12 protein-coding genes and 1 pseudogene are annotated in these 14,490 nt (G+C 61.5%); 5 read left to right on the forward strand and 8 right to left on the reverse strand.

What is annotated here, in order from left to right:
- The first annotated feature begins 107 nt into the window (after positions 1 to 107).
- Positions 108 to 1,469 carry an RNA-guided endonuclease InsQ/TnpB family protein gene (locus tag AArcCO_RS08840; protein WP_259533059.1) on the forward strand — a complete coding sequence of 454 codons (1,362 nt, stop codon included), beginning with the start codon at positions 108 to 110 and terminating at the stop codon, positions 1,467 to 1,469.
- Here the strand turns inward: AArcCO_RS08840 and AArcCO_RS08845 are convergent.
- The 4 genes from AArcCO_RS08845 to AArcCO_RS08860 form a co-directional block, all read right to left on the reverse strand.
- A complete protein-coding gene (locus AArcCO_RS08845) occupies positions 1,449 to 1,784 on the reverse strand; it encodes an enolase-like domain-containing protein (protein WP_259533060.1) in 336 nt (111 codons plus the stop codon). The genes AArcCO_RS08840 and AArcCO_RS08845 overlap by 21 nt on opposite strands.
- Positions 1,785 to 1,869: 85 nt before the next feature.
- Positions 1,870 to 2,457, reverse strand: coding sequence for a DUF7344 domain-containing protein (locus tag AArcCO_RS08850; protein WP_259533061.1), 588 nt, complete (start codon positions 2,455 to 2,457; stop codon positions 1,870 to 1,872).
- A 136-nt stretch (positions 2,458 to 2,593) separates the two neighbouring features.
- Positions 2,594 to 3,547 carry a DUF7351 domain-containing protein gene (locus AArcCO_RS08855; RefSeq protein WP_259533062.1) on the reverse strand — a complete coding sequence of 318 codons (954 nt, stop codon included), beginning with the start codon at positions 3,545 to 3,547 and terminating at the stop codon, positions 2,594 to 2,596.
- Between the two features lie 283 nt (positions 3,548 to 3,830).
- The gene (locus tag AArcCO_RS08860) at positions 3,831 to 4,052 is read right to left on the reverse strand and encodes a hypothetical protein (RefSeq protein WP_259533063.1); all 222 of its coding nucleotides are present in this window, start codon (positions 4,050 to 4,052) and stop codon (positions 3,831 to 3,833) included.
- A 155-nt stretch (positions 4,053 to 4,207) separates the two neighbouring features.
- On the opposite strand from AArcCO_RS08860, the gene AArcCO_RS08865 reads away from it, so the two are divergent.
- On the forward strand, positions 4,208 to 6,316 hold the full coding sequence (locus tag AArcCO_RS08865) for an ABC transporter ATP-binding protein (protein WP_259533064.1): 2,109 nt from the start codon (positions 4,208 to 4,210) through the stop codon (positions 6,314 to 6,316).
- 547 nt (positions 6,317 to 6,863) lie between these two features.
- Here the strand turns inward: AArcCO_RS08865 and AArcCO_RS08870 are convergent.
- Genes AArcCO_RS08870 through AArcCO_RS08880 form a run of 3 tightly spaced genes read right to left on the reverse strand, consistent with a single transcriptional unit; the run spans position 6,864 to position 9,450 of the window.
- On the reverse strand, positions 6,864 to 7,502 hold the full coding sequence (locus AArcCO_RS08870) for a bifunctional 4-hydroxy-2-oxoglutarate aldolase/2-dehydro-3-deoxy-phosphogluconate aldolase (RefSeq protein WP_259533065.1): 639 nt from the start codon (positions 7,500 to 7,502) through the stop codon (positions 6,864 to 6,866).
- A gap of 45 nt (positions 7,503 to 7,547) precedes the next feature.
- Entirely contained in the window at positions 7,548 to 8,489 is a 942-nt protein-coding gene (gene kdgK1, locus AArcCO_RS08875; RefSeq protein ID WP_259533066.1) for a bifunctional 2-dehydro-3-deoxygluconokinase/2-dehydro-3-deoxygalactonokinase, read from the reverse strand.
- Positions 8,490 to 8,493: 4 nt separating this feature from the next.
- Positions 8,494 to 9,450 (reverse strand): C-terminal binding protein, encoded by a 957-nt coding sequence (locus AArcCO_RS08880; protein WP_259533067.1) that lies wholly within the window; start codon positions 9,448 to 9,450, stop codon positions 8,494 to 8,496.
- 177 nt (positions 9,451 to 9,627) lie between these two features.
- On the opposite strand from AArcCO_RS08880, the gene AArcCO_RS08885 reads away from it, so the two are divergent.
- The 3 genes and pseudogenes from AArcCO_RS08885 to AArcCO_RS08890 all read left to right on the forward strand — a co-directional run bounded on the left by AArcCO_RS08885 (position 9,628) and on the right by AArcCO_RS08890 (position 12,506).
- Complete coding sequence (locus AArcCO_RS08885) at positions 9,628 to 10,965, forward strand: nickel pincer cofactor-dependent isomerase, group 22 (RefSeq protein ID WP_259533068.1); 1,338 nt, start codon at positions 9,628 to 9,630, stop codon at positions 10,963 to 10,965.
- A gap of 11 nt (positions 10,966 to 10,976) precedes the next feature.
- Positions 10,977 to 11,063 (forward strand): annotated as a pseudogene (locus AArcCO_RS15975) (radical SAM protein); the annotation flags it as partial.
- Between the two features lie 684 nt (positions 11,064 to 11,747).
- On the forward strand, positions 11,748 to 12,506 hold the full coding sequence (locus AArcCO_RS08890; protein ID WP_259533069.1) for a VOC family protein: 759 nt from the start codon (positions 11,748 to 11,750) through the stop codon (positions 12,504 to 12,506).
- A gap of 104 nt (positions 12,507 to 12,610) precedes the next feature.
- Here AArcCO_RS08890 and AArcCO_RS08895 read toward each other — a convergent pair whose 3' ends face one another.
- Positions 12,611 to 14,302 (reverse strand): aldehyde ferredoxin oxidoreductase family protein, encoded by a 1,692-nt coding sequence (locus AArcCO_RS08895; RefSeq protein ID WP_259533070.1) that lies wholly within the window; start codon positions 14,300 to 14,302, stop codon positions 12,611 to 12,613.
- Between the last annotated feature and the right edge of the window lie 188 nt (positions 14,303 to 14,490).

Below are 14,490 nucleotides of genomic sequence, written 5' to 3' on the forward strand. Positions count from 1 at the left end.
AGTAGGGTGGGGAGGAAGCCGACAACAAGTATGTCAATCCCACGCACAGAGCCAGCCCTAATACCCCAACCGCAGCCTTTACAATCTAGTAAACCGACATATTACGTATGGTGGAAGCGAACCGAACTGTTGTGATTCCTCTCAAAATTCCAGAAGAATCACGCTCGGACTTCCACCAGACTATCCTGCCGTATCTCTACTGCCAGCAGGAAGCTGTCGAACACTGCTGGCCAGACTCACCGAAACAGCCAGCCGACCTGCAAACCAGCAAGCAGGATGCCGAAAACGCACTCTACGACCAACTTCGAGACGAGACCAACGAACAACTCCACTCGAATCTCGTCCAGAAAGCCATCAAAGACGCAACCAGCGCGATCTCCTCGTGCAAGACCAACTGGGAGAACGGCGACCGTCTCAGCAAACCTGATTTTTACCACCGTGAGCGGGCTGGCTACACGATGACCTACGACAAACGAGCCGCCACCTACGGTCGGTACGAAGCGACGTTCTCGACGCTCAACGGCACTGTGACCTGTAGATACGAACTGCCAGCAGAAATCGAGGGAACGCCGTACGGCGAGTATATCCTGGACAGACGGTGGTCGTTTTCCACGAGCAAACTCGTCTTTGACGGCGAGCGGTTCTGGCTCCACGCGGTGATGCAACGCCAGTTCGGAGATGACCCAGTGTATGCACCCACGACGGACAATTCAGGTTCAGACACGCATGAGGACACTCATCGTGTACTCGGCGTGGACTTGAACGTCGATGGGGCAACAGCGGTGACGTCGACTGGCCAGTTCTACGGCAACGCCGATGCACTCAACGCCTACCGGTCTGAGCAAGAACAGTTACGCGGCGAACTTCAGCAAACAGGGACGCGAAGTGCCCATCTCCGGTTTCAACAGCGGCGTGGCACGGAGTGGCGATACTACGACCAGTACGCCCACCATGTTGCCAATGCCATCAAACAGGAAGCACTCCGGGTTCGTGCCACCCACGTCGCCTTCGAGGAGTTGAGGCGGATTCGCACGCGCATCTCGAATCTGCCCAAGTTCCAGCACTGGCTGTTCAAAAAAGTCCGCACGTACACTGAATACAAGCTGGAAGGATACGGTGTGACTGTGGATACAACGAACCCGGAATACACGAGTCAGGGTTGTAGCCGCACAGATTGTGAGTGTGTGGACGAAGACAATCGTGACGGCAAGCACTTCGAGTGCGTTGAGTGTGGGTATACAGTAAATTCGGATTACAATGCGGCCAAGAACATCGGATTCCGGTATCTCTGTGAGGAGCTATCCAGCCCGGCGAGCCGCACGTGTTCGTCCGGGCAGGCCACGAGTCAACTGGCCTTGGTGTCGGGGACACTCTCACCACCCGGCGATTTTGCCGAGCATGAGTGGGTGTCCACCGACAAGCCCCACCCTCAACAAGCGAGTGGCAGTTCATCTGCCCGAGCGCAGTAGGGTGGGGTAGTTGACGTACGGATGTCCGCGGAGCCGTCGATCCATCCGTTCGGCGAGAACCGCCGGCTGCGTGGGGTCGGCACCGAGAACGGTGTCTGCGAGTTCTTCGATTCCCGCCCGTGCGCCACGGGGAAAGGCGGGGAGATATGCGGTGCCCAGCGTCGACAGTTCGCCCCAGCCGACGACTCCCTCGTCGGTGTCGAGACGGACGATCGTCGAATCGAACGCCTCGTAGGAGTTGCCGCCCGCCCAGTCGTAGCTTCCCTCGGCGATCGGGAGATCCACCTGATAGACGCGTATCCCTGTGACGTGCATTTACAGGCTACCAACCTGCCGCTTTGGCTAAAAGGTTAGGGGCGGAAAACGCGTTCGAATCGCGCCGGTAGAACCGCTCTCTTCGTTACATTCGACGATCTCGGTAGCGATGAACCACGGACAGCCCCAGCAGCGCACCCGCAAACAGTGTGGCGTATCCCATCCCCGGCACCGCCGAAAACGGCGACAGCCCGAGCCACGCCAGCCCGACCACCCCGAGCGACAGGCAGGCGAGCGCCAGATAGTACCTGCTCCACGTGTGACGCACCTGGCTGCTCCTCTCGAGATACGCGAGGAGTTCGTCGGCTTCTCCGGCCAGTTCGACCCGTCCGCGATCTCTGTCGTAGTCGATGACGCCTTCGGCGGCGAGTTTCGGCAGATGTGACTGGTACAGCGAGATGTAAACGCGCTTTCGTTGCTCCGAGGTCACCTCCCCCATCGGCAGGTCGTGTTCCCCGGCGGCAATCCGGGCCGCGAGGTCACCGATGGTCGTCTCCGCCTCGACGTGTTTCAGGTACTCGAGGACGTCCCGGCGGCGTCGGCTGCTCAACAGCTGGTGGACGGCGTCCGGAGAGAGGTCCCCGGCAACGTTCGCGTTCGGATCCACAGGTCGGTCGTTGCTCGGCTTCGTCGACTTCCGCGAGAGGGCTCCCGCAGCGAGTATTTTCCCCATTAAAGATCCCTGTCGGAGGAAACGAAGCAGTCGACAAAACAGTTTGCAGCAACACAGTACTATAGTCGAACTGACAGTATTGCCGGGCTGGTTGTGATTCGATGGCCAACCCATGCACAACAGGCGTTCGACGGCGTCACTCGTCGATCGGACACCTGGTCAGTTCGACGACTTCGACCGCCTCGTTCACTGTGACGCGAAGCTCTTCGGTGTCGACCGGAATTCTGATTCGGATCCGCAGGGGGTCGGCTTCGAGCAGTTCACACTCTATGTTGCTGATGTACGGTGCGTTTCGCCAGGTCAGTTTGCTGAACGGGATCGTCTCCTCCAAGCCGTGCTCGTAGTAGAAGGCGACCACTCCAGGATCGTTCAGGATCTCGAACCAGATCAGGCACCGGCGGGTGTACTCGCAGCGTTCACACACGTAGTCGACCCAGATGGGATTCCGAAAGCCGCAGGAATCACAGACGCCTCGGTCGCCGGCATCGTGCCCGTGGCAGATGTCGATCTTCGAGTCGACGCGTCCGGCACACTCCGGACAGACCCCGCTCATCATCGGGGTGGCCTTGGCGTCGTAAAAGGCGTGTGCGGCCTCGAGGAGTTCCTCGGGTGTTCTGTCCTGGATCCCTGCCGGCGGAAACGCGAACCGCATGTACGTCCCCGCCGGATACTCCTCGCCGCCGATACCCGGACACTCCGTACAACGAACCAGGATGCGCTCGTTTACGTACTGTAATTCCACAGGCGCGCCACAGTACGGACACCTTGAGTCACATTCGACCGGCTCGATTCGCGGTTTTCGGTTGATGCTCCCCGCGAGAACCGCCCGAATAACCTGTTTTCCCGCCTCCCGGAGGTCGTACCCCCTCTCGGTTTTCCGGACGAAGTTCCCAGTGAGCTTCGAGAGGTGATAGTTGAAGTTGCCGGGATCGTTGTGGCCGACTTTCTTCCGGAGGACAGCAAACCGGACGGGGGTCTCGGACGCCTTCCAGAGCGTTCGGAGAATCTCGATTCGGGTCCCGTCCCCGAGAATTGCGAACGCCTCGTCGGGCGTTAGTTCCTGGGACGTCTCAGAATCCGGGGAGACCATATCGTGTAATAGTTTCACATAACTAATTCTTTTTGGATAACTCGACGGGCAGATCGGGAGATCGCTGACTCGCGAGACTGTACTCCGAGTGAATACGTTCCCGGGGAACAGTCGACTCGGTGTCTGACCGACTGAATCGTACATCCTGTCTCATCCATCGTTATCACAGTCACGGATCCGGACGTACTCCGGATGTGGATGATCGAGACTGTGCTCACGCTGTCGTCGCCGATCCCCTATCGAGCGTTCGAGCCCCAGCCTCAGAATGGTCCGAGCCCCGATCTCAAAGCGTTTCAGCGATTTCCTCGACGGCGAGGGCGATCCGATACAGGAGATAGACCACCAACAGGAAAATGCCGACGCACAGCAGTCCGGCCCAGACCGCGAGCGGTATAATGAGGCTTCCCATGATCAGTAGTCCATACACGAGACTCGCGACGAACAAGACGACGACCGCTCCGACGGGCCCTGTCGGGACCTCGACCTCCGCGAATGTGATGCTCATACTTCCACACTCCGACGAGCGGACTAATAGATCCTGATCAATCAAACGCGTGTTTGCGCCTCTCACTCCGGCCACCGAACCACCTCCCCCGGACAAACAGCGGTCGACTTCTCCGGAGCCGTCGGATACTTGCTCCCCGAGGGCCAGTGTCGGGTGTGTCGACGGACGCGGACGAACGGAACGTCTTCGAGGTGTATCGGGACCGGGTCGACCGGCCGATCACGCGGCTGTTCCGCGAGTACGGCACCGCCGAGTGGCCGTACCTCGCGGTCGGGATGACCGCAAACGTGATCGCCCGTCTGGCGAGCCTGGTGCCGCCGCTGGTGTTGGGGGTGGCCATCGACGCGGTGTTCACCGGCGAGGGGGAGTTTTCCCTCCCGATCGTCCCCGACGCGTGGCTTCCGGCCGAGCAGGCCGGCCAGTTCTGGCTCTCGGTCGGGCTCATCGTCGGCGGCTTCCTCCTCACGGCGGTGTTCACCTGGATCTACGGCGTCGCTGCAAACTACTTCGCCCACCGGGTGATGCACACCGTCCGGACGGACTCGTTTGCGAAGATGCAGCGGCTCGATATGACCTTCTTCGACGACAAACAGACCGGCGAGGTGATGAGCGTCCTCAACAACGACGCCACCAACCTCGAGCGGTTCCTCGACAACGCCCTGCAAAACTCCGCCCGACTCGGGGTGATGGTGCTCGGGATCGCCGCCGTCCTCTTTTATCTGAACTGGCAGCTCGCGATCGTCACGCTGATCGCAATCCCGCTGATGGTGCTTTTCACCGTCTGGTTCATCCGGGCGATCGAACCCCGCTATGTGAAACAGCGCGCCGCGGTCGGCGATCTCAACACCGTCCTCGAGAACGCGCTGTCGGGCGTGGAACTCGTCAAGACGAGCAACACCGAGGAGTACGAGACCGAACGCGTCCGCCGGGCCTCCTTCGAGTATTTCCGGCGGACCATCTCGATCCTCAAGCTCAACTACCTCTACCGGCCCGGAATGGAACTGCTGGCTGGAGTGGCGTTCGCGGCGACGTTCCTCGTCGGCGGGATCTGGCTGTTCGCCGGCCCGCCAGGGCCGTTCACGCTCCCGCTTACGGTCGGCGCGTTCGTCACGTTCGTCTTCCTGACCCAGCAGTTCGTCGCCCCGCTTGCCGAAGTCTCCAACATCGTCGATCAGTACGAGAACGCGAAGGCGTCCGCCGAACGCGTGTTCGGCCTCCAGGACGTCCCGATCCGGATCACCGACGCCCCCGAGGCGGTCGACCTCGACGTGGAGGGTCGCGTCGCGTACGAGGACGTCTCCTTTGCCTACACCGAGAACGCACTCCAGGACCCCGACGAGGCCGGCGAGTACGTGCTTTCGGACGTCTCCTTCGAGGCCGAAACCGGCGAGACGGTGGCGTTCGTGGGGCCGACAGGTGCCGGCAAGTCGACTCTTTTGAAACTCCTGCTCCGGCTGTACGAACCGACGGAGGGATCGATTCGCGTCGACGGATACGACATCCGCGACGTGCGAATCGAGAGCCTCCGGAACGCGATCGGCTACGTCTCCCAGGACACGACGCTTTTCGACGGGACGATCGCCGAGAACATCCGCTACGGTCGCTACGAAGGAGCGATCGAGATCGGCACCGATCCGGACGCGACCGGGGGCGGGCTCCGTCGTCGGCTCGTGGATGTCTCCGCCGGCGACGGAGAGAGTGACGTTGACGCCGGCGGCGTGAAGCGCCGAATCGACCGGAGTCGGGAAATCCCGAACCCGGAGGAACTTCGCGAACAGGTGACCGAGGCGGCGAAGGCGGCGGAGGCTCACGAGTTCATCTCCTCGCTACCGGACGGCTACGACACCCGGGTCGGCGAGCGGGGCGTGAAGCTGTCGGGGGGTCAGCGACAGCGGATCGCAATCGCCCGAACTGTTCTCCAGGATCCCGAGATCCTGATCCTCGACGAAGCGACTTCGGCGGTCGACACGGAGACGGAAATGCTGATCCAGCGGTCCTTGAACCGCCTCGCTGCAGACCGCACGACGTTCGCGATCGCACACCGACTGTCGACGATCAAGGACGCCGACCGGATCCTCGTTCTGGAGGGTGGACGGATCGTCGAGCGGGGTGCCCACGAGGAGCTACTCGAACGCGACGGGCTGTACGCGAAGCTGTGGGGAGTGCAGGCCGGCGAGATCGAGTCACTGCCCGAGGAGTTTATCGAGGCCGCCCGCGAGCGCGCGAACGAACGGGGCGTCGAAACCGAGTATCTCGACGATTGAGACGGACTGGGAGTGACTACTTTCGATACGTTTCGATGTCCACGAGGAGTATCGACAATAGAGCCACTACTGTCCACGATACTACCATATTCAAATATTATCTGTATATATGATATTTATTGAATACTGATCGATGGGGTTCGAACAGGGAGCTCACAGAATCCATCTATTACCTTTCGTAATCGAACGGTTCGTCGCGCTGTACTCAGTCGATTATCGGCCAGTTCCTCGATCGGGTGCCTGCCAGTCCCCAGTCGAGGGCGATGACGCGAACTATACCGAATCTTGGCGAGAGAAATGCAGATTACACGTCGCTATCTGCCGATAAAGCGGAATTACTTATCGGATATATTCGGAAAACAGTCGAGATCTCGAAATCGAACCAAAGGATCCTTAAAAACATACGATAATTGATTTAAAGTCGGATGAGACAGATAATCGATTATTATCTGTCCCGAATCGATCTCGGCCAGCCTCAGACCGAAGTGAGTCCCGACCGATATCGAACCGGAGACTCGATCCGGCCTCACCGTAGGAACTTCCGCCGTCACTCCCGGGCAGCGGCGACTGCCTCGACGGTCCGACACGCGTTCTCCGTGATCCTCGAGTACTCGCCCCTGTCGACGGCCTCATCGGAGACGATTCCGCTTCCCACGCCGACAGCTGCTGCGCCGGCCTCGACGTACGACCCCGCGTTCGAGGGGCCGACACCGCCGGTGGGAACCAGCGGGATCTGTGGGAGGGGGCCGCCGATCGCGGCGACGTGTTCGGGGCCGCCCGTTTTCGCCGGGAAGACCTTGACGAATTCGGCACCCGCTTCGTACGCCTGTAACGCTTCACTCGGAGTGAACGCCCCCGCGACGACGGGCGTTCCGTAGCGATTACACGTCTCGATGACGCCGGGATCAACCGTCGGAGTCACCACGAACTCGGCACCGGCCAACTGGACGGCGCGGGCGGTTTCCCCGTCGAGGACGCTCCCGGCCCCGACGAGCACGTCGTCGAAGAGGTCCGAAACGGCGTCGACGAGTCCCGTCACGTTCGGCGTGTCCGCCGTGATCTCCAGTGCGGTTACGCCCCCGTCGACGACCGCGGAAGCGACTTCGACGACAGAATCCTCGGTCACACCCCGGAGTATCGCGAGTACGCCACTGTGGGTGATCCACTCGAGTTGACGATCCTCCATGTAGGCACCCGCGTGCCGGCCCCCTTAAAGCCAACTACCCGAATGCTACCTATCGATGTCGGAACTCCCTGTTTCGATGACGGACTCCACCTCCCGGGGCGTTACGACTGCGAGATCCCCTTCGATCGTACGCTTCAGCGCGGCCGTGGCAGCCCCCCACTCCAGTGCGTCCGCGATCGACTCCCCCCGGACGCGCTGGGAGAGGAACCCGCCGACGAACGCGTCGCCGGTGCCGATTGGATCGACGGTTTCGGTCCCGAACGACGGTTGCCACACGGGTCCGTCCGGACAGCTCGCGAGCGCGCCGTCCGAGCCTCGCGTCACCACGACGGTCTCACAGTCGTAGCGTTCCCGGAGCTGTTCGGCGATCGATTCGGCCCCCCCATCGACGTTCAGTATCGTCTTCGCGTCCCGCTCGGGGACGAACAGGAGGTCGACGTCCGGCAAGAGCTCGTCGTACGCCGACCGCGCGGTTTGGGGCGACCAGAGCTTACTCCGGTAGTTGAGATCGAACGCGGTCGTGGTGTCCACCGAGAGGAGTTCACTCGTCGTCCGATACAGCGTCTCGGAAAGCGCCGGGGTTATCCCCGTCGTAAAGAAGACGTCCGACTCCCGGATCCACCGAACCGAAAGTTCTTCGACGGTAGCTGAGGTTATCGCCGCGTCGGCACGGTCGTAGATCACATCCGTCCCCCGTGGCTGTCCACCCTGTTCGATGTAGTAGGTTCCCTGCCGGCCGTCGTCGCTCCAGGCGATTGCCGGAGTCACGCCGTGCTGTCGGATGTCGTTTCTGACGCGCCGGCCCAGTGATGTATTCGGGAGCTTCGACAGCCAGACGGCGTCGACCTCGAGACGGCTCGCGGCGATCGCGACGTTGCTCTCGGCGCCTGCGGTCCGGAACTCGAGCTGTGATGCGGTTTCCAGTCGCTGGCCGCGTTGCGGGGAAAGACGCAGCATCGTCTCGCCGAACGTCGTTACCTCGACCATTACCCTACACGTCGGTATTGACGAGGTTCATCGGTCCGTCCCCATTGAGTACGCCGATTACGTCTTCGGTTACGGTACGACGTAGCTCCGCGAGCGAGTCCTCCGAGTACCAGGCGACGTGGGGGGTGAGGATCACGTCGTCCCGGTCGATCAGGGGGGAGTTTTCCGGGGGTTCCTCGGGCAACACGTCGAGCCCGGCCCCGGCGAGCTCGCCAGTCTCGAGCGCCTCGGCGAGCGCGCCGGTGTCGATGACCGCCCCGCGGGCAGTGTTGACGATAAACGCGTGATCCCGCATCTGCTCGAACGCCGCCGCGTCGAAGAGTTCCTGTGTCTCGTCGGTCAGGGGGACGTGCACCGAGAGGACGTCCGACCCTGCCAGCAACTCGTCGAAATCGACCTTTCGCGCGCCGTGTTCTGCGATCTCTTCCGCCGAGAGATACGGATCGTACGCGATCACGTCCAGACCAAAGGCTTCGGCCTTCCTGGCGAGTGTCTGTGGGATCTCGCCGAACCCGGCAAGGCCGAGCGTCTGTTCGGTCAGGCGGTGGATCGGTTTCCCCTGGTTCCAGTCCCAGGTTCCGCCCGTTATTTCCCGATCGAAGAGCGCTACCTTGCGGACACACCCCAGGATCAGCGCCATGGCGTGTGTCGAGACTTCGTCGAGACAGTACGAGGGTACGTTCACGACGGAGACGCCGTGCTCGGTCGCGGCATCGAGGTCGACGGAGTCGACACCGATCCCGTACCGCCCGACGACCTGGATTTCGGGACGCGCCTCGAACACCTCCTCGGTCACCTCGCCGTACTGGACCAAGAGCCCGTCGGCGCCCTCGGCCGCCTCGATGATTTCCTCCGGCGATCTGGCCTGTGCACCCTCCAGCTCTACGCCCGCACCGTTCGCGAGACCTTGTTCTATCGACAGATCAGGGAAATTGTAATCCGTGACGAGTATCTTCGCCATACTGGCACCTATACCGGGTGAAGAAAATAGGGTTTCCCTTGCTGCAAGATTGTTGATGTGTGTAGGTCCCGGGTCCCCCTTCACGAGTTGTGAAGGGAAGCGATCCATCCGGCCTGTAGTCCCCGATCCGAAATGAGGGATCCTTTTTATAGCTATCGACCGAAACCGAAAATCACGATGACAGACGACACAGGGAGGGACGTAGTGATCTCGGAGGCGACGATCCTCGAGACCTGTGGCGATCGGGTGCTCCCGGAGATGGGAGTCGTCGAACAGCTCTGGGAGACCGATCCGATCCCGCCCGAGGAGATCGAGGATCGTGCCGCCGCGTGTGTGACGTCATTCGAGTGGGACGATGTCCCGGACGGTGGCTCAGTCGCGATCGGCGTGGGGAGCCGCGGGATCGCGAACCTCCCCACGATCGTGCGTGGGGTCGTCCGTGGGGTCGAGGACGCGGGCTATGAGCCATTCGTGTTCCCCGCGATGGGGAGTCACGGGGGTGCGACCGGGGACGGACAGCGGAAGAAGCTCGAGGCGCTGGGGGTGACGCCGGAGTCGATCGGCTGTGAGATCCGTTCGGAGATGGCCGTCGAACAGGTGGGGACAACCGCCGACCGGGAGGTCCCGATCGTGGCCGACGCCAACGCCGTCGCCGCGGACGCGATCGTGCCGATCAACCGGATCAAGCCACACACCGGCTTCAGTGGGTGCGTCGAGAGTGGCCTCTCGAAGATGCTCGTCATCGGAATGGGGAAACAGCGGGGCGCCAAGCTCGCCCACGAGTGGGCAGTCGACTGGAGCTTCCGGAAGATGATCCCGTCGATCACCGAACGATTGCTCTCGGAGCTCCCGATCGTGGGCGGCGTGGCGATCGTCGAGGATCAGTACGATGACACGGTCATCGTTGAAGGGATCCCATCTTCGGAATTCCTGGATCGGGAAGCAGAACTTCTGGAGATAGCATACGACTACATGCCGACGCTCCCCTTCGATGAACTCGACGTCCTCGTTGTCGATCGAATGGGTAAGGAGATCAGCGGGACAGGGATGGACACCAACGTAATCGGTCGGATCCACATCGCCTATGAGCCACCACCGGAGCGGCCGACGATCGGCCGGATCTATGTTCGATCGCTCACCGGGCCCTCTCATGGTAACGCCACGGCAGTGGGGCTTGCCGACTTCGTCCACGCCGACCTGGAGGCGGCGACCGATCGAACGAAGACCTGTATAAACGCATTGACCGCGAGCGCTCCGCAGGGGTCCCGGATGCCGCCGGTCGTGGAGACGGATCGCGGCGGGCTCGTCGCCGCGCTCTCGACGATCGGGGTGTACGATCCCGGGACGGTCAGGGTGGTCCGCGTCACCGACACGATGCACCTGGACCGGTTTTACGCCTCCGCTGCGCTCGTCGAGGCCGCCCGAAAACGGGATGACCTCCGCGTACTCTCCGAACCGAGCCCGATCGAGTTCGAGAACGAACGGTTCCGTGCACCCTCCCCTTCTACAGGCTGAGCAGACCGAGTGCCTCGGGGGCCGTGGACTCCCCAACCGTGACCCGCCCGACCGCCCGAGGCTACCAGGCCGATGGTCGGATGGGAATGTTTGACTAACCCACGGGAAGCCTCGGAGTCGTCCGGAAATCTTCGATTTCCGTAATGACGTGAGACGAAATCTCTCGAACCACTTGAGCCCGAGGCGGTTCACTCCTTGCTCGTGACCTTCGAGATGCCGACGACGGTATCGACCTCGAGTAACCACATCAGCTACAATTGGATGGCGTTGGCGTCTTTCTTGATTGCGACCATCGCCAGTACCTCGCGCTTGACACCCCCTACGTGTTCGACTCCAATCTCGTATTTAGGTTACAATACTAATTTTGTAACGTTCAGGTATTCTGTACGGCAATTCACTGTCGTCGCAACACGCATCATCCGCTCAGCCACGGCAATCGGACAAGTATCCGGCTTTCGAAGTCGTCGAAACGGCCGGACGATCGACAGCGTCGCGAGTCGGCTGCTCAAGTCGGCGGAGACAGTAGCGCTCGAGGTTGTCCAGAACCCGCGGAATTATCGTCTCCGAAGGCCGTCTACGCAGCAGTTTCCGAGGAAGCATTGACAGGGGACACCTTTCGGATCAATAGCGGAGTTGACAGCGGTCCCGGATCCCACGTCCGAATGTATCGATCCACTTCTGGTGAACTGCCTCGGCCTGCTCCGCCTGTAGAATCGTTTTCGAGGAGAGTCGGTACAGTTTTGGCCGGTACATTTTTGAAGATCTGAGAAGAAAACAGTGACATGGGAACGCTCGACCATGTAATGATCCGCGTGGAGGATCTCGATGAATCACTGGACTGGTACAAGACGCACCTCGAATACGAGGAGAAGGGACGCTGGGAGGCGGACACATTCACGAACGTCTTCCTCGGCCCGAAAGACATGCACGAGGACGGAGCGAAACTCGAATTGACGTACAATCACGACGGCCGAAGTTACACGATGGGCGACGCGTGGGGACACATCGCCGTCCGCGTCGACGACCTCGAGGACGCCTACGAGGGCCTGATGGAACAGGGCGTCGAAGACTACCGGGATCCCGAATCCTGCGGGTACAAGTACGCGTTCGTGAAAGACCCGGACGGCCACGAGATCGAGATCGTCGAGCGCGATCACGGCGCCCAGTGGAGCCTGGATCACACCATGATCCGGATCGAAGACCCAGACGAAGCGCTCGGGTGGTGGACCAGGAAGCTCGAATACGCGTACAACGGGAAGCGGTGGGAAGCGGACACGTTCGCGAACTACTTCATGGAGCCGCTCGACGCCGCGCCCGAGGAGATGGCAGTCGAACTCACGTACAACTACGACGACCGGACGTACACGATGGGCGACGCGTGGGGGCATCTCGCCGTCCGCGTCGACGACCTCGAAGCTGCGTGGGAGGACCTGATGTTGCGGGACGCCGAGGACTACCGGGACCCCGAGTCCTGTGACTACAACTACGCCTTCACGAAGGACCAGGACGGCCACGAGATCGAGATCGTGACCGTCGACTGAGAAGAGCGGGTGTCGTGATTTTCTGGTCGATCGGTCTTCCGAAAGGCTGGTCGAACGGTAACGACCGACAAATGTCAGACTAGCTGACATCACTTCTCGTGGACTTACGGGGCTAACCCGTAGATATTCTGGATCTGCTGTTCCGGGACGGTCCCGTCGTCGTTCCAGCCCCGCGTGTCGTAGTACGCATCGAGTGCCTCCTCGAACCCGTCTAACTGATCGACGTACGGGAGCGTGTCGTCCGCACGGTCGAATCCCCGCCGGTTGTTGAAGTCGCGCTCGAGTGTGACCACCCGTTCGCCGACGGCCGTCAACTCCGAGAGATCGGCGTCGAACAACGCCTCGAGTCGCTCGGGATGCTCGGCGATCATCCCCCGGGAGAACCGACAGATGACACCGCAGTCCTCGAGGGCGCGCATGTTCTCCTGGGTAGCGACCGCCGGCGCTTTCCCCTCCAGTCCCTCCGGTGGGAACGCATCCGCCTCGTCGACAAGCGGGTACTCCCACGCGTAGAAGGTGGAGTACATGTGGTCGCCGCCGCGGTTGGCGACGGCGTACGCGAGCCCCTGGCCGTGGAGCGTCCGCCCTTCGTGGGCCGCAAAGTCCAGCCCTTTTACCGTCCAGTTCTCTACCCCCAACTCCTCGTGACACCGGGCGATCCCCTCCGCGAGCGTGTCGCCGATCCCCTCGCGGTGGGCGATCTTCTCGACAGTCTCGTGGATCAATTCGACGTCGCCGAACGCGTCCTCGCTTTCGAGATACGCCGCGATCGTGTTGCCACACGAGATCGTGTCCATCCCGAGTTGATCACAGAGTTCGTTCGACTGCATCACGTCGACGACGTCGTCGACGGCCTGGTTCGAGCCGAACGCCATGATCGTCTCGAACTCGGGGCCTTCGGTCTCGAGGCCGCTTTCCTCGTCGCGGGTGGGGAGCTTGCAGGCGAACGCACAGCGGGAGCAGGTGCCGCGTTTGTGCTTTTTGGCCTCGACGGCGTCGCCGTTGATCCCCTCGATCCCCTCGAACTGTTTCTCCGACCAGTAGCGGGTGGGCATCCCCTCGATCTCGTTTGCGAGATCCGTCACCGACGCCGTCCCCTGCCGTTTCATGATGCTGTCGCTTTCGGCAGCCTCCCGATGGATCTCCGCTTGCACGTCCGGAACCTCGATGTCGGGGGCCGAGTCGCCCTCGAACGTGACCGCCTTCAGGTTCTTCGCCCCCATCACCGCCCCGAGACCGCCCCGCCCGAACGCGCGGCTCTCGGAGGTCATGATCGAGGCGAACCTGACCTGGTTCTCGCCGGCCGGTCCGATACAGAGCACGTTTTCGGCCTCGAGACCGCGCTCGTCGTGTACGTACTCGGTGACCTCGGGGACGCGCGCACCCTCGAGTTCCGGCGCCGGATCGAACTCGATGCCGTCGTCGGTGACGTGGACGATGAGCAACTCGTCGCTTTCCCCGACGAACTCGACGGCGCCGTATCCCGTCTCTGCAAAGGGGCGGGAGACGAATCCGCCGGCATTTGAAGATGCGAGCCCGTTCGTGAGCGGCGACACGGCGGTCGCGTTCGTTCGGCCGGTGAAGCTCATCTCCGACTGCTGGAGGGGGCCGGTCGAAAAGTAGAGCCTGTTGTCCGAGCCAAGTGGATCGGCGTCGAAGGGAATTCGTTCGTGAGCCAGGCGCGTTGCGACCCCGCGTCCGCCGATAAACTCGTCGCGGACATCGTCGATCCGTTCCGTCTCGTGGTCCCTCGCAGACAGATCTACTGTGAGGAGTGACCCTTGCGTTGTAAGCATCGTTCGATTCATCGCTCCGTTACGTTTTGAATCTACTGCTCGGTTACCGTGCTGCTGTCCGGGCGTCGATGGAACTATGACCGTCGTCGATTGGTTCGCTTGTCGACACCGTTTACGGACGACGTCGACTGGCACAACCCGATCTGGAGGCACGAGGATGGCAGCGTCGCGGAGTGGTAAGTTACCGG

The sequence above is a fragment of the Halalkaliarchaeum sp. AArc-CO genome (assembly GCF_024972735.1).
In the GTDB taxonomy this organism is placed as follows: Archaea; Halobacteriota; Halobacteria; order Halobacteriales; family Haloferacaceae; genus Halalkaliarchaeum.